General features: G+C 73.5%; 19 protein-coding genes. 7 read left to right on the top strand and 12 right to left on the bottom strand.

The window, feature by feature from the left end; translation table 11 throughout:
• The first annotated feature begins 58 nt into the window (after positions 1-58).
• A complete protein-coding gene (locus ACWCSU_RS31010; RefSeq protein WP_449939744.1) occupies positions 59-616 on the top strand; it encodes a hypothetical protein in 558 nt (185 codons plus the stop codon).
• Positions 616-1,155, top strand: coding sequence for a hypothetical protein (locus ACWCSU_RS31005; protein WP_449939743.1), 540 nt, complete (start codon positions 616-618; stop codon positions 1,153-1,155). Before ACWCSU_RS31010 ends, ACWCSU_RS31005 begins: the two co-directional genes overlap by 1 nt.
• Here the strand turns inward: ACWCSU_RS31005 and ACWCSU_RS31000 are convergent.
• Genes ACWCSU_RS31000 through ACWCSU_RS30990 form a run of 3 tightly spaced genes read right to left on the bottom strand, consistent with a single transcriptional unit; the run spans position 1,099 to position 2,944 of the window.
• Positions 1,099-1,824, bottom strand: coding sequence for an alpha/beta fold hydrolase (locus tag ACWCSU_RS31000; protein WP_357709432.1), 726 nt, complete (start codon positions 1,822-1,824; stop codon positions 1,099-1,101). The two genes, ACWCSU_RS31005 and ACWCSU_RS31000, sit on opposite strands and share 57 nt — an antisense overlap.
• A 17-nt stretch (positions 1,825-1,841) precedes the next feature.
• Positions 1,842-2,612 carry a 4'-phosphopantetheinyl transferase family protein gene (locus ACWCSU_RS30995; protein WP_357709429.1) on the bottom strand — a complete coding sequence of 257 codons (771 nt, stop codon included), beginning with the start codon at positions 2,610-2,612 and terminating at the stop codon, positions 1,842-1,844.
• Positions 2,609-2,944 carry a hypothetical protein gene (locus ACWCSU_RS30990; protein WP_357709427.1) on the bottom strand — a complete coding sequence of 112 codons (336 nt, stop codon included), beginning with the start codon at positions 2,942-2,944 and terminating at the stop codon, positions 2,609-2,611. The genes ACWCSU_RS30995 and ACWCSU_RS30990 overlap by 4 nt, the downstream gene beginning before the upstream one ends.
• A 372-nt stretch (positions 2,945-3,316) precedes the next feature.
• Between ACWCSU_RS30990 and ACWCSU_RS30985 the strand changes: the two genes are divergently transcribed.
• A complete protein-coding gene (locus ACWCSU_RS30985) occupies positions 3,317-4,759 on the top strand; it encodes an MFS transporter (RefSeq protein WP_449939740.1) in 1,443 nt (480 codons plus the stop codon).
• A gap of 9 nt (positions 4,760-4,768) precedes the next feature.
• Here ACWCSU_RS30985 and ACWCSU_RS30980 read toward each other — a convergent pair whose 3' ends face one another.
• Positions 4,769-6,355, bottom strand: coding sequence for an acyl-CoA carboxylase subunit beta (locus ACWCSU_RS30980; RefSeq protein ID WP_449939738.1), 1,587 nt, complete (start codon positions 6,353-6,355; stop codon positions 4,769-4,771).
• 273 nt (positions 6,356-6,628) lie between these two features.
• Between ACWCSU_RS30980 and ACWCSU_RS30975 the strand changes: the two genes are divergently transcribed.
• Positions 6,629-6,799: a hypothetical protein gene (locus tag ACWCSU_RS30975; protein ID WP_449939735.1), complete on the top strand. Its 171-nt coding sequence runs from the start codon at positions 6,629-6,631 to the stop codon at positions 6,797-6,799.
• Between the two features lie 192 nt (positions 6,800-6,991).
• Here ACWCSU_RS30975 and ACWCSU_RS30970 read toward each other — a convergent pair whose 3' ends face one another.
• The 3 genes from ACWCSU_RS30970 to ACWCSU_RS30960 form a co-directional block, all read right to left on the bottom strand.
• Positions 6,992-7,924 (bottom strand): aminoglycoside phosphotransferase family protein, encoded by a 933-nt coding sequence (locus ACWCSU_RS30970; protein ID WP_449939733.1) that lies wholly within the window; start codon positions 7,922-7,924, stop codon positions 6,992-6,994.
• 60 nt (positions 7,925-7,984) lie between these two features.
• Positions 7,985-8,971, bottom strand: a complete 987-nt coding sequence (locus ACWCSU_RS30965) for a helix-turn-helix transcriptional regulator (protein ID WP_357709415.1) — start codon at positions 8,969-8,971, stop codon at positions 7,985-7,987.
• A gap of 96 nt (positions 8,972-9,067) precedes the next feature.
• Entirely contained in the window at positions 9,068-10,105 is a 1,038-nt protein-coding gene (locus ACWCSU_RS30960) for a hypothetical protein (RefSeq protein WP_449939731.1), read from the bottom strand.
• 230 nt (positions 10,106-10,335) lie between these two features.
• Here ACWCSU_RS30960 and ACWCSU_RS30955 point away from each other — a divergent pair, with 230 nt between their 5' ends.
• Entirely contained in the window at positions 10,336-11,838 is a 1,503-nt protein-coding gene (locus tag ACWCSU_RS30955; RefSeq protein ID WP_449939729.1) for a benzoate-CoA ligase family protein, read from the top strand.
• Positions 11,839-11,903: 65 nt separating this feature from the next.
• Here ACWCSU_RS30955 and ACWCSU_RS30950 read toward each other — a convergent pair whose 3' ends face one another.
• Genes ACWCSU_RS30950 through ACWCSU_RS30930 form a run of 5 tightly spaced genes read right to left on the bottom strand, consistent with a single transcriptional unit; the run spans position 11,904 to position 16,553 of the window.
• Positions 11,904-12,707, bottom strand: a complete 804-nt coding sequence (locus ACWCSU_RS30950; protein WP_449939727.1) for a TIGR03084 family metal-binding protein — start codon at positions 12,705-12,707, stop codon at positions 11,904-11,906.
• 13 nt (positions 12,708-12,720) lie between these two features.
• Positions 12,721-13,791, bottom strand: a complete 1,071-nt coding sequence (locus ACWCSU_RS30945) for a carboxymuconolactone decarboxylase family protein (RefSeq protein WP_449939724.1) — start codon at positions 13,789-13,791, stop codon at positions 12,721-12,723.
• A 10-nt stretch (positions 13,792-13,801) separates the two neighbouring features.
• Positions 13,802-15,454: an FAD-dependent oxidoreductase gene (locus ACWCSU_RS30940; protein ID WP_357711043.1), complete on the bottom strand. Its 1,653-nt coding sequence runs from the start codon at positions 15,452-15,454 to the stop codon at positions 13,802-13,804.
• Positions 15,451-16,011 (bottom strand): DUF5987 family protein, encoded by a 561-nt coding sequence (locus tag ACWCSU_RS30935; RefSeq protein ID WP_357711041.1) that lies wholly within the window; start codon positions 16,009-16,011, stop codon positions 15,451-15,453. The genes ACWCSU_RS30940 and ACWCSU_RS30935 overlap by 4 nt, the downstream gene beginning before the upstream one ends.
• A 14-nt stretch (positions 16,012-16,025) precedes the next feature.
• Complete coding sequence (locus ACWCSU_RS30930; RefSeq protein ID WP_357711038.1) at positions 16,026-16,553, bottom strand: sigma-70 family RNA polymerase sigma factor; 528 nt, start codon at positions 16,551-16,553, stop codon at positions 16,026-16,028.
• Between the two features lie 209 nt (positions 16,554-16,762).
• On the opposite strand from ACWCSU_RS30930, the gene ACWCSU_RS30925 reads away from it, so the two are divergent.
• Positions 16,763-17,614, top strand: a complete 852-nt coding sequence (locus ACWCSU_RS30925; RefSeq protein WP_357711035.1) for a metallophosphoesterase family protein — start codon at positions 16,763-16,765, stop codon at positions 17,612-17,614.
• Positions 17,615-17,828: 214 nt separating this feature from the next.
• Positions 17,829-18,584, top strand: coding sequence for an AraC family transcriptional regulator (locus ACWCSU_RS30920; RefSeq protein WP_357711032.1), 756 nt, complete (start codon positions 17,829-17,831; stop codon positions 18,582-18,584).
• Positions 18,585-18,586 lie beyond the last annotated feature (2 nt).

The raw sequence follows: 18,586 nt of genomic DNA, 5'->3' as shown, positions 1-18,586 counted from the left end.
GCGACCTCGCCATGCCGGGACGACGCGCGACCGACGATCCCGGAAGCCGAGGTTCCGCATGGCCACCCCCACGGTGTCGCAGTCCGCCGGCCTGTTGACCGCGCTCAACACCCGGTACCACAAGCCCGCCCTCACCCTCTACCTCGTCGTGGTGCTGGCCCACTGGGCCGAGCACGTCGCCCAGGCCATCCAGGTCTACGTGCTGGGCTGGCCGCTGAAGGAGGCGCGCGGCGTCCTCGGCCTGCCCTTCCCCTGGCTGGTCAGCTCCGAGTGGATGCACTACGGTTACGCGCTGCTGATGCTCATCGGCCTGCTCATGCTGCGGTCCGGTTTCACCGGCAGGTCCCGTACGTGGTGGAACATCTCCCTGGGCATCCAGATCTGGCATCACCTGGAGCACCTGCTGCTGCTCCTCCAGGCGCTCACCGGGAACAACCTGATGGGCCGTCCGGTGCCGACGAGCATCATCCAGCTCCTCGTCCCGCGCATGGAGCTGCACCTGTTCTACAACGGGCTGGTCTTCGTGCCCATGGTGGTGGCCATGCTCCTGCACCGCGGCCCCCGCCCGGCCGAGCGGGCGGCCATGCGCTGCTCCTGCGCGGTCTCGCCCGCGTGATGGCGCGCTCCGGGCGCCGCGGGGTCTCCCCGGCCTTCTCGTTCGTGCTCAGCCTGATGGCGGGTTTCCTGCTGTTCCTGACCGTGCCGAACCTCGGCACGGTCGTCCGCGCTGCCCGCGCCGACGGCGCGCCCGGGGTGTTCGTGCCGCGCACGCTGGCCTGTATCACGCATCCGGGGCACGAGTCCTGCGTCTGGACGGGGGACTTCCGCTCCGACGACGGCGCCGTCCGCCGCTCGGACGTCGAGATCTACGGCAGCGACCGCTACACCCACCAGGCCGGGCAGCCGGTCCGCGCGGTGGACATCGGCTCCGGCGGCCGCGTCTACGGGCCGGGCGGGTCGAACGAGTGGGTCTTCAGCGCCCTGCTCCTGGCCGTGGCGCTGGGCCTGCTGTGGTTCCTGCACGCCGGGTCGCTGCGGAGGCTGCTGCCCGGCTCCTCGCGGCCCGGGCTAGCACCGGGTCCCGAGGACGCCGCCCGCTCAGAGGCGGCCGGCGACGGCGTCGGACAGCACAGCGGCCAGCGGGCCGGGCGCTGAGACCATCGGCCAGCAGCCGGTGTCCAGCGTGTGGAAGTCCCAGGACGGCGCCGCGCGCAGCGCGGACACGTCGGGGGACAGACTGCCCTGGAAGTGGTCCAGGGCGCACACGACGTAGCTGGCCCGCTGCCGCTCCAGCGGCGTGCTGAGCACGGCCGCCTCGGCCACGGTGCGGCCGGGGTGGCCGACGAAGCGGGCGGCCAGCCAGCGCGCCTGCGCCGCCGTGAGGCCCTGTCCCTCGGCCAGCAACGTGTGGTCGGGGGCGGGCCAGCGGCCCCCGCCGGCCTCGATCAGGCGCAGCTCCTGCTCCCGTTGCCGGTCGGGGAAGGCGTGCAGCATCGAACGGCCGTCGTGCGGCAGGGACGCCTCGACGTACACGGTGTGCGCGACGCGGCCCGGCGCCCGGTCGGCGACCTGGCCGGCCACCAGCCCCGAGTAGCTGTGCCCGACGAGCACGACGTCGCGCAGGCCCTCGTTCTTCAGCAGGGTCAGCACCTCGTCCACGTGCGTCTGCAGGCCGACGCCCGCGACGTCGCCGCGCGGCCCGGACAGGCCGCGCAGGGTGACGGCGCGGGCGTCGTGCCCGAGCAGGCGCAGCCGCCGGACGACGGGCTCCCAGATCCACGCGCCCGACCAGGAGCCCGGCAGGAGGAGGAAGGTCCTTCTCATCTGGATCGTCCTCCTCGTCACGCGACGCCGGCCAGCGGCCCCGGCAGGGGGCCACGTGCGAAGTCTGCCCGCGCGGCGGGCAGGTGGAACTCCACCGCCTCGACCGGACGGCTGGTGATCACCGCGACCGCGGCGACGTAGCCGCGGCCGGGCGACAGGACGCGGAACCGCAGGTTCTCCGGCGGGATGTCCAGCGGCCAGCTCAGCAGGGCCGGGTCGTCGGCCGGACCGCTCACCGCCACCTCCGTCGGAGGCACCCGCAGGCCGTGCCCGGTGGCCTTGAGCGCCGCCTCCTTGCGCACCCAGACCTTCGCGAACGCCTCGTACCTGTCCTCCTGGGGGAAGGCCTCCAGGACGGCCAGCTCGGCCTCGGTGAGCGCGCAGCGGGCCAGGTCGTCCACCGGGTCGGCGGGCACGGCCTCCACGTCCACCCCCAGCGGCCCCTCGGTCGTCACGGCCACCGCGACCCGGTCCTCGGAGTGCGAGACCGACACGTGCAGCGGGAATCCGGGCGCCCTGACCTGCGGCTTGCCGTGGTACCTGGTGCAGTCGGGGCACGACCGGTTCACCACGACGTCCTCGGGACGGATCCCGAGCTGCACGGCGCTCGCGGTGCGCAGCAGCCACGAGCCGGTCAGGAACCGTCTGCGGTCGGGCTCGCGGCGGAAGCGCGCGGCCCGTTCCAGTTCGGGCTCGCTGAGCACCGACAGCAGGGTCCCCTCCGGATGGTCGCGCGGCCCGGCCCACCAGACCTGGCACTCTCCCGGCGCCACCACAGATGCGATCACTGGTCTTCCTCCCTTGCGGCTGTGCTGCTGTGGGACAGGACGCGGCAGGCCACCAGCTCCCACCGGTCCACCTCGGGGTTGGCGAGGGTCCGGGTCACCTCGGCGCGCACCTGCGCGCTCGTCAGGGGCTCGTCCACGCGCATCCGGATGACGATGTCCCCGCCGGCCTGGGTGAGGTCCTTGTGCCAGCGGCCCGGCAGGAGCGCCATGATGCGGATCCCGTCGATCGGGGAGCCGAGGATCGGCAGCCCGCGGACCTGGCGCATCGTCACCTGGATCAGCATGGCTTCCTCGTCGCCGTGCGGCGTGAAGGGGCGAACATGGGGTCTCATCTCCGTCTCGTCTGCCTGAGGTCTGTCTCTCGTACCTCCACTGTGGGATCCGGGAGGGGCGCGATCCAGGGTGGGAGACGTCAGGAAGCTGCAGGCCGGCGCCGCATGCTGTCACCGGGCCCGCCCCTGGTCCTAGGTCCAAGGTCCCGGGCCACGGTGACCGGACGGCCGATCCCGCGGACCGCGGCGGGCGGCATAGTCGTCCGGGAGACGGCGCGGAACACCTGGGGGGAGGGGCGATGACCGGACCGGACGGCCCGAGCCCGGGCGCCGCCCACCCCAGTGCCCTCAGGGGGTGTGCCAACAAGTGTCCGCCGGTTCCGGTGCAGCCATGACAGGCCACCGGACCCCGTACGGACGAAAGGCACATCCATGTCCATCACCCGCTCCCCGGCCCGCATCCGGCGGCCGGGGTGGAGCCTCGCGCTGCTCGCGCTGGGGCATCTGATCATCAGTCTCGACTTCACCATCATCTATGTGGCTCTGCCGGACATCGCCTCCGATGTCGGCTTCACGCCGCACACCCTGCAATGGGTGGTCACCGCGTACGCCGTCCTCTACGGAGGTTTCCTGCTGTTCGGCGGGCGCCTGTCCGACCTGGCCGGACGCCGGCGGATGTTCGTGCTCGGCATGGTGCTGTACGGCGTGGCCTCCTTGCTGGGCGGCCTGGCCACGGCGCCGGCGGCGCTGCTCGCCGGGCGCGCCCTGCAGGGCCTGGCCGGCGCGGTGCTGTTCCCGGCGGTGCTGGCCCTGGTCAACACCGCCTTCGCCGAGGGCAGGGAGCGCAACCGCGCGCTGACGGTCTGGGCCATGGCGGGCGCCGGCGGGCTCACCGCGGGCGCGCTGGCCGGCGGGGTGCTCACCCAGGCCCTGGGCTGGCAGGCCGTGTTCTACGTCAACGTCCCGCTGACCGCCGTGGGCGTCGTCGGCGCCTTCGCCCTGCTGCCCCCCGACGGCCGCGCCACCCGGGGCGGCGTGGACGTGCCCGGAACGCTCACCGGCACCGCCGGCATCACGCTGCTGATCTTCGCGGTCGCGCACGGCTCGGAAGCGGGCTGGGCGCGGGCCGAGACGGTCGCGGCGGCCGTGCTCGCGGTGGCCCTGGTGGCGGTGTTCCTGCGCGTCCAGGCCCGCGGCCGGACGCCGCTGATGCCGCTGCGGCTGTTCCGCAACCGCGCGCTCAGCGGCGCGGTCGTGGTCATCCTCGTCTTCGGCCTGACGATGCAGGCCGTGCCGTACTTCCTGACCCTGTACCTCCAGGACGTCCTCGGCTTCAACGCCCTGGAGACCGGCCTCGCGTTCCTCGGCCCGACCCTGTCGATCACGGCCGGCAACTTCCTCAGCGAGCGGCTGGTCCACGGGCTCGGCACCCGCGGCACGCTGCTCGCCGGCATCGTCGTCAACGCCGTGGGCGCCGTGCTCCTGGCCCCCGGCATGCAGGGGGACGGCTCGCTCCTCACCGTCCTGCCCGGGGTCGTCGTCATCGGACTGGGCATGGGCATCACGTACGAGGCCATGTGGATCGCGGCCGGCACCGGCGTCCCGGCGGACGAACAGGGCCTGGCCTCCGGGGTGGCCTCCACCGCGCTGCAGGTGGGCACCGCGGCGGGCCTGGCGGTCCTGGTGGCCGTCGCCAACCACGGCATCGAAGGGCTCGCGGGGCAGGCCCTGCGGGACGCCTCCGCCCAGGGGATGCGGGCGGCGGTCCTCGTCCTGGGCGCGGTCATGCTGACGGGCGTCCTGGCCGCACTCAGGCTTCCCGGCCCGCGCACCCGGACGGCCGCGCCCGTCCCCTGCTCCGACCAGGGGAACTGACGGGAAGCCCTACAAGGGAAGGTTGCCGTGTTTGCGGGGCGCCACGTGCTTGCGCTTGTCGCGCAGCATGGCCAGGCCGCGCGCCACCGCCGACCTCGTCTCCACCGGGTCGATCACGGCGTCGACCAGGCCGCGCTCGGCCGTGTACGCCGGATGCACCAGCTCGCGGGTGTACTGCTCCAGCAGCTCGGCCCGCCGGGCGGCGGGGTCGGCCGCCGCGGCCAGCTCCTTGCGGTGGATGATGTTGACCGCGCCCTCGGCGCCCATCACCGCGATCTCGTTGGTCGGCCAGGCCAGTGACAGGTCGGTGCCGATCGAGCGGGAGTCCATCACGATGTACGCCCCGCCGTACGCCTTCCTGACAATGACCTGGACGCGCGGCACGGTCGCCTCGCAGTAGGCGTACAGCAGCTTGGCGCCGTGCCGGATGACGCCCGCGTGCTCCTGCTCCTTGCCCGGCAGGAAGCCCGGCACGTCCACGAGCGTGACCAGGGGGATGGAGAAGGCGTCGCAGAACCTGACGAACCTGGCCGCCTTCTCCGCGGCCGACACGTCCAGGACGCCGGCCAGGACCGTCGGCTGGTTGCCCACCACGCCGACGACCTGGCCGTCGATCCGGGCCAGCGCGCAGATCACGTTGGGCGCCCAGCTCTGGTGCAGTTCGAGGTAGTCGCCGTCGTCCACCACCTCGGCGATGACCAGCCGCATGTCGTAGGGCTTGTTCGGCTCCACCGGCACGATCTCGGCCAGCCGGGGCCGGGCGTCGCCGGCCGCGCCGCGCGCGGGCAGCGCGGGCGGGCGGCTCAGGTTGTTGCCCGGCAGCATGGAGACCAGGTCGCGCACCGCGGCCAGGCAGCTCTCCTCGTCGTCGTGCACGAACGTGGCCAGCCCCGACCGGGTGGCGTGCACCTGCGCGCCGCCCAGCTCGGCGTGCGTGATGCGCTCGCCGGTGACCGCCTCCACCACGTCCGGGCCGGTCAGGTAGAGCTGGGCGGTGTCGCGCACCATGAACGTGAAGTCGGCCAGCGCCGTCGAGTAGGCCGCCCCGCCCGCGCACGGCCCGAGCACGACGGCGATCTGCGGGATGACGCCCGAGGCCTGCACGTTGCGCTGGAAGATGCCGCCGTAGCCGTTGAGCGACAGCACGCCCTCCTGGATGCGGGCCCCGCCGCTGTCGTTGAGCCCGATGAACGGCGACCCGCTGGACAACGCCAGGTCCATCACCTTGTGGATCTTCTGCGCGTGCGCCTCGCCGAGCGAGCCGCCGAAGACGGTGAAGTCCTGGGCGTAGACGAAGACGCGGCGGCCGTCGATGGTGCCGGATCCTGCCACGACGCCGTCGGTGTGCGGCCGCTGGGCCTCCATGCCGAGCCCCTGGGCCCGGTGCCGCCGGAACATCTCGATCTCCAGGAACGAGCCCTCGTCCAGCAGCAGGTCGAGCCGTTCGCGCGCGGTGCGCTTGCCGAGCGAGTGCTGCCGCTCCACGGCCTGCGGGCGGCCGCGCGCGACGTCCGCGCGCGCGTCGGCGAGTTCTTCGCGCAGGCGGTCCATGGGCGAGGGCGGCGCTTCCTGGAGGACCTCGGGGGAGATGGTCATCGCTTCCTCCTCGGACTCTTCCGGTACGTCCAGTTAAAGATCGATGACCGGTTCATGTCACCTCCTGCAGTGCTTGACCGCGCCGGACGTGGCAGGAAGCGGAAACGCCCTGCAGCTTGCTGCCTCGCCGAAGCCTGGTTCACGGCCTCGCCGCCGCGCAAAGTGGGAAGTGCAAGGGAAACAGTGAGACGGACCGCAGAGAAAGGCAGTGAAATGACGAACGACATTGTTGCCAAGAAGATTTCCCAGTGGATTATCGCGATTGTCTCCGGGATGCTCGTCTGGGCCGTGGGCGCCACCGCCGCGCAGGCCGCCACCGCCGCCGCTGACACGGTCGTGGTGCAGGCCGAGGGCAACACCTGGCCCGCGCCGGCCGGCCCCGACGGCAACACCTGGCCGCTTCCCACCCCGCTTCCCTCCCCGCAGGGCAACACCTGGCCGTAAAGAGCCCCGACACCGGAAAGGAATTGACCGTACATTTCTCCGAGGAGGTCTGCCGAAGGAAAAAGACCGGGTAAACGACGAGAACCCCCGCGACCGGGACGCGGGGGTTCTCGTCGTTCTCGCGGGCCCACGCCACCGGCCGGACGCCGACCCGCCACTTCTGAAGCCGATCCATCCGGCGGAGGCCGGATGTCACCGGCCTTCCATGAGCAGCTCCGCCAGGTGGTCCGCGAACTCGGTCAGCCGGTCCAGGCGGGCGCCGCCCCGGGCGATGCGGAAGCCGTGGCGGCGCCCCCAGAACGCGGCCTGGACGGCGTGGAACTGGGCCCAGCGCCGGGCCCGCTCGCGATCGACCTCCGCGGCCTCGGCGAAGACGTCCAGGACGCGGTGGACCGCCTTGCCCAGGTCGTCCGCTTCGAGGAGCGTGAGCGCGCGGGACTTGAGCAGCGTGCCGCCGTCGTAGGCGGGGTCTCCCGCGTACCCCTTGGGGTCGACGGCCAGCCAGGGCTCACAATCGGCCCGCAGCACGTTCCTGGCGTGCAGGTCGCCGTGGACGAGGAGGTCCGGCTGGACGCGGCCCAGCTCCTGGACGGTCGCCACGGCGGCGTCCACCGCGTGACGCGGCGGCGCGTGCGTGAACTCCTCGGCATCCCTGCGCAGCCCCTCCTCCCAGGCGTCGGCCCGGTCCCGAAGCCGGGGCAGACCGGGCGGCGCGGGGACGGCCAGCCGGCGACCGAGCCGCCCGGCGACCGCCACGACCTCGTCGCCGTCCTCGACCTCCGCCAGTGTGCACGTCCGGACCCGTTCGAGCAGCATGGCGAAACGTGCGTCGTCGCGCTCGTGCAGCAGAACGGCGCCGCGCCCGCCCCACGCCGCGAACGCGTCCGGTTCGTGGACGTTGCCGGGATGCGGGAACGACACCTTCAGCACGGCGGCCTCCTCGGCCCGCCGTCGCACCGGGACGACGATCCCGACCCCTCCGTGCAGGACCTCGCCGTCCGGCACGCATCCCCAGCGGTCCAGCAGCTCGCCGGCGAGGCCGGGCAGTCCGGCCAGCCACGCCGCTCCGGGCTCTCCCTCACGCTCGACGGTGGCCCGCGCGAACGCCTCCGGTATCTCGATCATCCGGGACACGATGCCACCTGCCGAGGGGCGAGGTCGCCGGAGGCGACGGGGAGAACGGGATCAGATCCAGTTCTCCTCCTTGGCGCGCAGCGCGGCCTGGAAGCGGTTGACCGCGCCGAGCCTGGCCATGAGGTCGGCGACGTAACGCCGGTACGTGCGCACCGATATGTCCAGCTCGCGGGCGGCGATCTCGTCCTTGTCGGCCGTGGCCATGACCGCCAGCACCCGCTGCTCCATCTTCGACAGCGTCGGCTCCTCGCCGGGCGGGTCGAGGTGGTCGGCCAGCGGCACGGCCGCCTTCCACAGGCCCTCGAAGTAGATGACGAGCTGGGAGATCAGGCCGGGCTCGCGCACCAGCAGCGCGCCCGTGGAGTGCGCCTTGGGGTCGATCGGGACGACGGCCACGCTGCGGTCGTACATGAGCATGCGGTCCATCGGCTGGTCGGTGACGCGGATCTCGGCGCCCAGGTGCGCCAGCTCGCGCAGGTAGGACACCATGCGCTGGTCCTCCAGCGCCTTGGGATGGAAGATCTCGCGCAGGGCCAGGCCGCGCCGCAGCGACCGCGTGTCCAGCGGCAGCGCCGACTCGATCATCACCTCGTTGAACGGGCCGCCCGGGTGCAGGCAGAGCGTCTCCTTGTAGGAGAAGAAGGCCAGGTCGTCCAGGCGCTGGCGGACCCGCGCGCCGCTCTCGACCCGCTCGATGTCCAGCACCGCATTGGAGCGGTCGCCCTCCCGCTTGTCCTCCAGGAAGCTGGAGATGGCGTCGCGGGCGCCGAACACCCGGCGGATCTCCGCGTTCAGCTCCTCCAGACGCTGCTCGACCAGGCGCTCGATGGCGACCCGCGGCTCGGTCGCGGTGACCCGGTGGCGGTCGTTCAGGTCGAGCATGGCGAGCCGGTCGAGCGTCTCCACCGCCGACTCCACCGTCTCGGGATCGAGGTCGAGCGCCTCGGGCACCGAGCCGACGCTCTCGCCCCGATGGCGCAGGAAGTAGCGGTAGACCGCCTCCGCTTCGGGGGTGACTCCAATGACGGACAGATCCACGCCCCACCTCCCGGGGGTCGGCGGCCGGAGCTTCAGTTCCATTATCGGAATCCAGGCGGCCGGCACTCCTCGCAGGTTGCGCTTTCCCGGCGGAGGTCAGGGCACGGGACAGGGCAGCACGGTGGCCCCGGACGCCGCCCGGTAGCACAGAGCCCCCGGGCAGAGCACCTTGATCACCTCGCCGCGGTCGCCGTCCGCCCGCACGGCGACGGGCTCGTGCCCGAACCGGCGCGCGGCGATCTCCGGCCAGCCGGACGGACGCAGCCCGCTCACCTCGTCGACCAGCCGGGGATCGGCGTCGACGGCCAGCCGCTCCAGATGGGCGGCATAGTCGGCCTCCCGCTCCCACACGGCGAACCGGCGCAGGCAGTCGGGCAGCTCCAGCGTGCTCCACGGCTGCGCCTTGGCCGCCATCGCGCGCAGGAACGCCTCGCACACGGCCGACTTCACCGTACGGCCGGCCGCCGCGGCCAGCGTCGCGCCCTCGCCGCCGACGGTCACCAGGGCGACCCGGAGATCGGGCACCGACAACACGAACGCCGACATCCGCAGCCCCAGCCCCGCGGCCGCGGCCGTCACGCCGGGAGGCAGCAGGCGCTCCAGAGCGCCGGAGACCCGCAGCAGCGGCTCGCGCGGCGCGGCCCACCAGCGTGCCACCACGTCGTGGGCGACCACCTCGGCGATCGCCTCCGGCACGCCGCTGTCCACCACGCCGCTCGTGGCCGGCTCGACCAGGCATTCGTGCCCGCCCGTCCACACGACCTCGACGGGCAGCCGGTAGCGCCGCCCGCTGAGCAGGCCGGTGCCGGGCACGTGCCGCCTGAGGCTCGCGGGCGGGTCGGCGACGAAGTCCGACAGGCGCAGCTCCGTCCCCGTCCACGCGGCCTGGCGCCCGTCGCCGGGCAGCCGGCGCAGGCGGCGCAGGGCGGCGAGCCGCGCCAGGGCCCGCGCCCTGCTCTGGGCCTCGTAGCCGGAGAAGCCGGCGACGATGACGGCCAGCTCGTCCCGCGGCGATTCGGCACAGGCCAGATGGACGGTGCCACCTAGGGAGTCGGCCATCGGAACGGCCGTCTCACCGGTCGCCTCACCGGTCGTCTCCGTCACCGGCCACGAGCCCGCGGGCGTGGATGCCATCGCTTCTCCTCCGCAGCGCGACGGCCGTCGCGGCCGCCGCACCATCAGTACACGCGTGGCCGGACGAGCCCGTCAACGCTCCGGCAGCCATCCCGCAATCCGGGAGAAACCGTCAGCAAGCTGCCACGTCTGCCAGCTTGCTGACGCCGCCGGACCCCCTGCGCGCCTCGCTCACCCGGCACCGTGGAAGACGCAACCAGCCCGCGAGCAGAGCAGCGAGAAGGCCTGTCATGGACTCTTTCAACATCGCCGCACGATTCCTCGACCGCGCCGACGGCGCCAGGACCGCGCTCGTCACCCGCCAGGGCCGCGTGGACTACGCCACGCTGCGCGCCCTGGCCGACCGCGCCGGCAACGCGCTGCGCGAGCTCGGCGTACGCCGGGGCGACCGGGTGCTCATCGCCGCCGACGACAGCGTGGAGTCGGTCGCCACCTGGTACGGCGCCCAGAAGATCGGCGCGGTCACCGCCGAGGTCTACACGTTCCTGCGGCCCAAGGACTACCGCTACTTCGCCGGCTACGCCCGTCCGCGGCTGGTGGTGGCGGGGCCGTCCGCGCTGGAGAGCCTGCGCGCGGCGGGGCTGACCGGCCTGCTCGTCACCGGCGTGCCGCGCCACCTGCTGCGCCCCGGCGAGCACCACTTCGACACCCTGGTCGCCGCGCAGGAGGCCCGGCTGGACGCGGTGCCGGTCGCCGCCGAGGACGTGGCGCTGTGGAAGTTCACCACCGGCAGCACCGGCGCGCCGCGCGCCTGCGTGCTGCCCGCCAGGAGCCCGCACGTCAGCTTCGACTCCTACGCCCGCGGCGTGCTGGACCTGCGCCCGGACGACGTGGTCCTGCCCGTGCCCAAGTTGTTCTTCGGCTACGCCCGCGACCTGACCGCCCTGTTCCCCTTCGGCGTCGGCGCGACCGGCGTGATCTTCCCCGAGCGCAGCCGGGTCGAGACGATCTTCGAGCTGATCGCCGAGCACCGGCCCACGGTCCTGGTGAACGTGCCCACGATGATGAGCGCCATGCTGGCCCACCCCGACGCCGCCCGGCAGGACCTGAGCAGCCTGCGGCTGTGCACGTCGGCGGGCGAGGCACTGCCGCCCGAACTGCACCGCCGCTGGAGCGACACCTTCGGCGTGGAGGTCGTGGACGGGCTCGGCTCCTCCGAGGCGTACCACATCTTCCTGTCCAACCGCCCGGGACGGGTGCGGCCCGGCACGCTCGGCCAGGTCGTCCCCGGCTACCGCGCCCGCGTCGTGGACCCCGACGGGCGGGAGGTCCCCGACGGCGGCACCGGACGGCTGGAGGTCAGCGGCGACGCCGTCGCGCTGGAGTACTGGCAGGACGCGGAGCGGACCGCCCGGACGTTCGTGGGCGAGCGGACCGTGCGCTCGGGCGACCTGGTCACCAGGGACGCCGACGGCTACTTCCGCTACCAGGGACGGGCCGACGACCTGCTGAAGGTCGGCGGGTCCTGGGTCGCGCCCGCCGAGATCGAGAACTGCCTGCGCGAGCACCCGGCCGTGGTCGAGTGCGCGGTCGTCGGGTACCGGCTGCGCGGGCTGACCCGGCCGCACGCGTACGTGGTGGCGTCGGCGGAGGTGGAGGCGGCCGAGCTGAAGGCGTTCGTCCGGGCCCGGCTGGCCGCCCAGAAGTTCCCCCGGAAGATCACGTTCGTGGAGCGCCTGCCGCAGACGGCCTCGGGCAAGGTGGACCGCCGCGCGCTGGAGGTCGGGGCGTGAGAAGCGGGCGCGCCCGGGACTGGGGGAGTTCCGGACGGGCGCGCCCGCGGTTCGGGAAGCCCTGCTCAGACGCCGGCGCGGGCGAACTGGCCGGGACGCCGGCCGGCGCCCGCCGGCCCGCGGTAGGCCTGCGCGAGGTCCAGCCAGCGGTCGGCCTCGGCGCCGGTCGCCGTGACCACCAGGTCGGCGCGGTGCCGCCGCCTGGTCACCAGCAGGCAGAAGTCCTCGGCCGGGCCGCTGACCCGCTGGGCGGCGTCCTCGGGGCCGTAGGCCCACACCTCGCCGGAGGGGCCGGTGATCTCGAAGCGGAACTCCTCGGCCGGCGGGGTCAGCCCGCGCGACAGGTAGCCGAAGTCCCGGGTGAGCACGGCGAAGACGACCAGGTGCCGGAGCCGGTCGGTGCGCTCCAGCCGGACGCCGAGCGCGTCGGCGACGTCCTGCCCGTGCGCGAAGGTCTCCATGATGCCCGCGCACGCCAGCACGATCGGCGGCAGCGGGTTGACCAGCCACGGCACGACCTGGCCCGCGGGCACGGCGGCCAGACCCGCGTGCACCTCCGACCGTCCGGCCCGCCACTTGGCCAGCAGCGTGTCCGGCGAGTCGTTCTCGAACGCCTTGAGCGCGGCGTTCACCGCGCCGTCGAAGTTCTTCTCCGCGCCGGCCGTCATGGCCTTGAACGCCTCGGCGTCGGTGGCGGCGGCGGTGGCCAGCCGGAAGATGAAGGCCAGGTGGGCGATCTGGTCGGAGATCGTCCAGCCGGGCGCGGGGGTGGGCAGCTTCCACTGCTGGGCGTCCAGGCCCGACACCAGCGCGTCGAGCTGGTCGCCGTCGGCCGCCAGGTCGTCGAGCACTACCTCTAGCTCGGTCACGTCCTCGTTCCTTTCAGTCGGCTGTCGATACGGTCGGAAGCGGGGTGCCGGGCCGGGCGGCGGGCGGGGCGCACCAGGCGCCGGTCCGGCGGGCGGCGGTCATGGCCGCCCAGGAGACGACCTCGACGAGCGCGGCCCCGGCGGGCGCGGCCGAGTCCGGCGGCGCGGCCCGGAACTCGTCGACCACCCGCCGGTCTACCTGGTGGGAGGCCAGCGCGGTCAGCAGCGCGAGCCGGGCGGCCGGGCGCTGCGCGGGCGGCAGCGCGGCGGCGGCCTCCGCGGCCCAGCCGTTGCCGGGGCCCGGCGGGACGCCGTCCCAGTCGGACACCCGCTCGGCGACCAGCTCGCGGACCGGGACGGGCAGCCGCCGCGCGCCGCCCTCCTCGATCGCCGCCGCGGCCCTGGCGAACGCCTCGCCGAGCCGCGGGACGTCGCCCGCCCAGGCCAGGTCGTCCGGCAACGGCGCGGCGGGCAGCAGGCCGAGCGAGCCGCCGGGCGTCGCGGCCCGCCGCGCGGCCGGCCGCATGAGCGCGCCGAACACGCGCAGCGCGGGCCCGCGCGCCCCGGCCGGCAGCTCCGGCGGCAGCGGCGAGTCGCCCAGGAACACGTTGACCACGCGGTTGAGGTACTGGAAGGTCACCGCGACCGCGACGAGCTCCACGGCGGCCTCCCCGGTGACCGGCGGGCCGCCGGCCTCGGGGGAGGCGCTCGCCCTGGCCCAGGCGGCCAGCGGCCGCAGCCGGGGATCGGCGGGGGCCAGCGCGCGCAGGGTCGCGCCGTGCACGTCCACGCAGTACGGGCACGCGTTCCCCGCCGAGACCTCCCTCGCCACCAGCTCCCCGGCCACCCGGCCGGCCGCGCCGGCGGCGAGCAGCGACTCGCGCAGCATCAGCCAGCACGCCGCCAGGGCGCGCGGCGCGGGGGAGTGCACGGCCACGGGCGGCGCGAGCATGCCGAAGTCCCGCTCGACCTGCTCGTACACCCGGGCCACCAGGCCGCGGGCGGCTCCGGGGCGCACCGGGCGGACGTGCCGCACCTGGGCGAGCGCGCCGGGCGCCGTCATCCGGCTGAGCAGCCGGCCCATCGCGGGCGCCCTACCCGCGCAGCGCGGCGGCGGCCAGCGACGCGGTGCCGCGGCGGCCGGCGGTCGAGCCGTCCGGCGCGGGCGCGCCGTAGGAGACCTCCACGCCCCGCTCCCGCGCCGCCCTGACGATCCCCGGCACCGCCCGCTCGGCCAGCGCCGAGATGGTCATCGCCGGGTTGACGGTCAGCGCGCCCGGCACGGCCGAGCCGTCCGTGACGAAGATCCCCGGGTGGCCGCGCAGCTCGTGCCCGTCGTCCAGCGCCGAGGTGTACGGGTCGTCGCCGATCCGGCACGAGGCCAGCGGATGCACCGTGTACGCGCCCACGAGGTCGTTCGTCCACGGCGTCACCGTGGCCAGCCCGTCGCGCTCCAGGATCTCCTTGCACTCGGCGTCGGCCATCGCCCAGGCCGCCGAGGTGTTCGCGGTCGGCTTGTACGACAGCCGCCCCACGCCCAGCATCTGCTGGGAGACCCGGTCGGAGTTGCCGCGCGCGGGCGGCGGCCCGAAGACGCCCTCGTTGTCGTCCTCGATCATCTGGAAGATGATCAGCCAGGACCGCCAGCGCTCCAGCATCTCCTTCTTGCGCAGCCCGAACCACGTCGGGTCCGTCCCGCCGGCCAGCGCGAGGATGGTCCCGAGGCCGGGCGGGAAGTAGAGCTGCTCCAGCGAGTAGCGGGTGTACTCGGGCAGCGAGCCGTCCAGCCGGTCCCAGTTGGCCACCGTCGGGCCCTTGCCGATCTGGTTGGCCGCGTACGCCAGGCCGTCGCCCCGCTCCAGCCCCAGCACCTCGCGCACGCGCTCCTCGTTCAGCACGGCGGTGTTGAGCCGCTCGCCGTTGCCGGAGAAGTAGCGGCCCACGGCGTGCGGCATCGCGCCGAGCGCGGCCTCGCTGCGCTGGAGGATGACCGGCGTGGCCGCGGCCCCGGCGGCCACGACCACCACCTTGGCCTCGATCGTGCCCTCGCCCTCGGTCAGGCGGTAGTCCTCGCCATGGACGATCTTGTAGTGCACCCGGTAGGAGCCGTCGGACGTCCGCTCGATGCTCTGCACCTCGTGCAGCGGCCTGATCCTGGCGCCGTGCGCGAGCGCCGCCGGCAGGTAGTTGGCCAGCAGCGACTGCTTGGCGTCGAACCGGCAGCCGGCCATCATCCAGTTGCAGTTGACGCAGGCCGCGGTGTCCACGGCGGCGGGCACGGGGTTGGCGGTGCGGCCCGCGTGCCGGCAGGCGGCCGCCCACAGGCCGCCGGAGTAGGACACGTCCTCCCAGCCCTGCTGGGTGATGGAGATGGACTCGGCGACCCGGTCGTACCAGGGGTCGAGGGTGTCGCGGCTGATCGCGGCCGGCCACATGCGGCGGTTGATGCTGCCGCGGCGCTCGAAGACGAAGCGCGGCGCGCGCGGCATGGCCGCGAAGTAGACCACGCTGCCGCCGCCCACGCAGTTGCCGCCCAGCACGCTCATGCCGTCGCCGACGGTGAAGTCGAAGATGCGGGTGTAGGAGGAGCCCAGCTTGAAGTCGTGCTCGTACTCGGCGGACTCCAGCCACGGCCCGCGCTCCAGCATGACCACGTCGGCGCCGCCCGCGGCCAGGTGGTAGGCGGGGATCGCGCCGCCGAAGCCGCTGCCGATCACCAGCACGTCGGTGCGTTCGACGCCGTTCATGCGGGGCTCCCTGAAGCTGTCGTGTCCGGGTGGAGGTCGGCGAGGGGACGGCCGTAGGAGTAGGCGGGGAAGCGCCACAGCCCGTCCGCGTCCGGCGGGGCGATGCCCATCGCGGTCAGGCCGGGATGCCCGGCCCTGAGGGCGTCGACGGTGTGCAGGTGGGCGGCGGAGTCGTAGGCCATGTAGCAGAACAGCACCAGCAGCACCCACAGCGCCTTCTCCGGGTGGCCGGGCGCGGTCAGCGTGCGCACCAGCGCGCCGCGCTCCTCGAACGGCAGGGCCACGAACGCCGGGACGCCCTCCTCCAGCACGATGCCGTGCTGGTCGGCGTGGGCGCGGGCGTGCTCGTTCAGCGAGCGGGCGTAGTCGTCCAGGCTTCCTGAAACGCCAGTGGCGTCCCATTCCAGCAGCTCGACGGCGCCGGCCGCGACCGCGCCGCCCGTCGGGCTCAGGCCGGCCACCGCCCGGTCGTCCGGACCGCGCTTGGCCCCGGGCACGATGGTGTCCGCGAGCGCCTCCAGCGTCTCCACCCTCGTCTCGTAGAGCAGTGGACCCATGGGTACTCCCTCGTTCAGGTCGGCTTTCGGTCGGTACGGTCGGTGGTGTCGGTGCGCGCCAGCGCGGCCCGCAGCGTGCTCAGCGCCCTGACGGTCTGGCTGCGGACTGTGGAGGACTCGTTGCCCATGACCTGGGCCGTGTCCTCCGCACTGCGGCCCTCCCAGAACCGGAAGAAGATCGTCGCCCGCTGCCGCGGCCCCAGCCTGGACAGCGCGTCCATCAGCACGATGCGCTCGCCCACCAGGTCGTAGGGGTCCAGGGCGGCGGCCGCGTCGGGCGGCGCCCCGCTGAGCACCTCCCGCGACCAGCGCAGCGCCCTGCGGTCGCTGATGAGCAGTCGCCGCATGATCTGCCGCGCGTACGCCTCGGCCCGGTCGCGCCGGTCGAGGTCGTCCCAGTGCCGGTGCAGTGCCAGCAGTGTGCGCTGGACGAGGTCGTCGGCCTCGTGCCAGTCATCGGAAAGCCGGAAGGCGACCCGGCGCAACATCGGCCTGGCCTCCCGCGCGAAATTGGCGAATTCCTGCCCCCGTACCTCGGCCATCACCTTCACCCCCGGAACACGGCCGTGCAATTCCCGCTTTCTTCGGCATGCTCAGAATTGAATGCGCGGTCCGCCGCAACAACCCCTAACGGACGTCCTCGCGCCCTTATCCACAAAGGCGTCGCGGCCACCCCCTATTCGACCGCCGGTGACCCCTGTTTTCTTCTCGCGGCGCTCCCGGCGCGTTCCCGCGCACATACGCTCGCGGCGTGAGCGCCTCCGGTGCGGCATTGCTGGCGATCAGCGACCTCCATGTCGGGTTTCCCGAGAACAGGGCGGCCGTCGAGGAGCTGCGCCCGCGCACCGCGGACGACTGGCTGCTGGTGGCGGGGGACGTCGCCGAGCGGCTGGACGCGTTCGAGGAGACGCTCGGCCTGCTGCGCGAGCGCTTCGCCAGGGTGGTGTGGGCGCCGGGCAACCACGAGCTGTGGACCCCGCCCGGCGACCCCGGCCCGCGCGGCGAGGAGCGCTACCGGCGCCTGGTGCAGGTCTGCCGGCGCCTCGGCGTGCTCACGCCTGAGGACCCGTACGCGGTCTGGACGGGGGAGGGCGGCCCGGTGGCCGTCGTCCCCCTGTTCCTGCTGTACGACTACAGCTTCCGCGCGCCCGGCACCACCCGGGAGCAGGCGCTCGGCCTGGCCCGCGAACAGGGGGTGGTGTGCAGGGACGAGTTCCTGCTGCATCCCGAGCCCTACCCCAGCAGGCAGGCGTGGTGCCGGGCCCGGGTGCGCGAGAGCGAGCTGCGGCTGGAGTCGCTCGACCCCGGCCTGCCCACGGTCCTGGTCAACCACTTCCCGCTGCTGCGCGCCCCCACCCGCGTCCTGCGGCACCAGGCGCTGGCGCAGTGGTGCGGCACCGAGCAGACGGCCGACTGGCACCTGCGCTTCCGCGCCGCCGCGGTCGTCTACGGCCACCTGCACATCCCGGGCACGAGCTGGCATGACGGGGTGCGCTTCGAGGAGGTCTCGCTCGGCTACCCGCACGAGCGGCGCCCGCACCACCGCGACGGACGGCTGCTGCGGCAACTGCTGCCGGCCCCCCGCCGCGAATGGGCTAGATAAACCGCATTCTCAAATAAATTGCCGAGATTTCCGAAAATTTCCCAAAAAAGGGCGATTTGTCATGCAGCGTACTGCCCGCCCGGGAGCGTGTACCAGGTGGCAACCGAAAGGCAATGCATCCGGAGCGCCGAGGAATCGCGCCCCCCGGGAATTCTCCACCCGGAGAATCGACAGGGGACGCGCCCCCGACGGCTTCCGGGTTCCGGGAGACCATATGGACGACGTCATCGAACGAGCGGTCCTGCGGGTCATCGAGAGCATGCAGGAGAACCACGGCGAGCAGCTCACCATTGACGACATGGCGCGCACCGCGATGTTCAGCAAGTTCCACTTCTCGCGTGTCTTCCAGCGCGTGACCGGGCTGTCCCCTGGACGGTTCCTGTCCGCGGTGCGGCTGCGCGAGGCCAAGCGCCTGCTCGTGTCGACCTCGCTCAGCATCACGCACATCAGCCACCAGGTCGGCTACTCCAGCGTGGGCACCTTCAGCTCGCGCTTCACCCACAGCGTGGGACTGTCGCCGAGCAGGTACCGGCAGGTCATGAGCGTCACGGCGGAGGACCTGACCGGCGGTGACCGCGCGTTCGGCGGCCCGGCGGCGACCCTGCACGGCGTCGTGACCTCGCCCCTGGCCGACCGGCCGGTGTTCGCCGGCGTGTTCCCCGGCCAGATCCTGGAGGGCAGGCCGGCGAGCTTCACCCTGATCGGCCGGCCCGGCCCGTACGTGCTGGAGAACGTGCCCAAGGGCACCTGGTACCTGATCGCCCAGTCCGTGGCGGAGTCCCGCGAGGACGCCGTGCACCACCCGCCCCAGGGTGACGCCGCGACGTGCATCGCCCGGATCGGGCCGATCGAGGTGGGGGGCGGTGGGGCCGAGCGCGCCGACCTGCGGTTGCGTCCCATGAGCGTGCTCGACCCGCCCGTCCTGCTCGCCCTGCGCGACCTGCTGGCCTGGACCGACACCCACACCTGACA

The organism is Nonomuraea sp. NPDC001699 (genome assembly GCF_053596455.1).
This window is presented reverse-complemented; position numbering and strand designations above follow the sequence as displayed.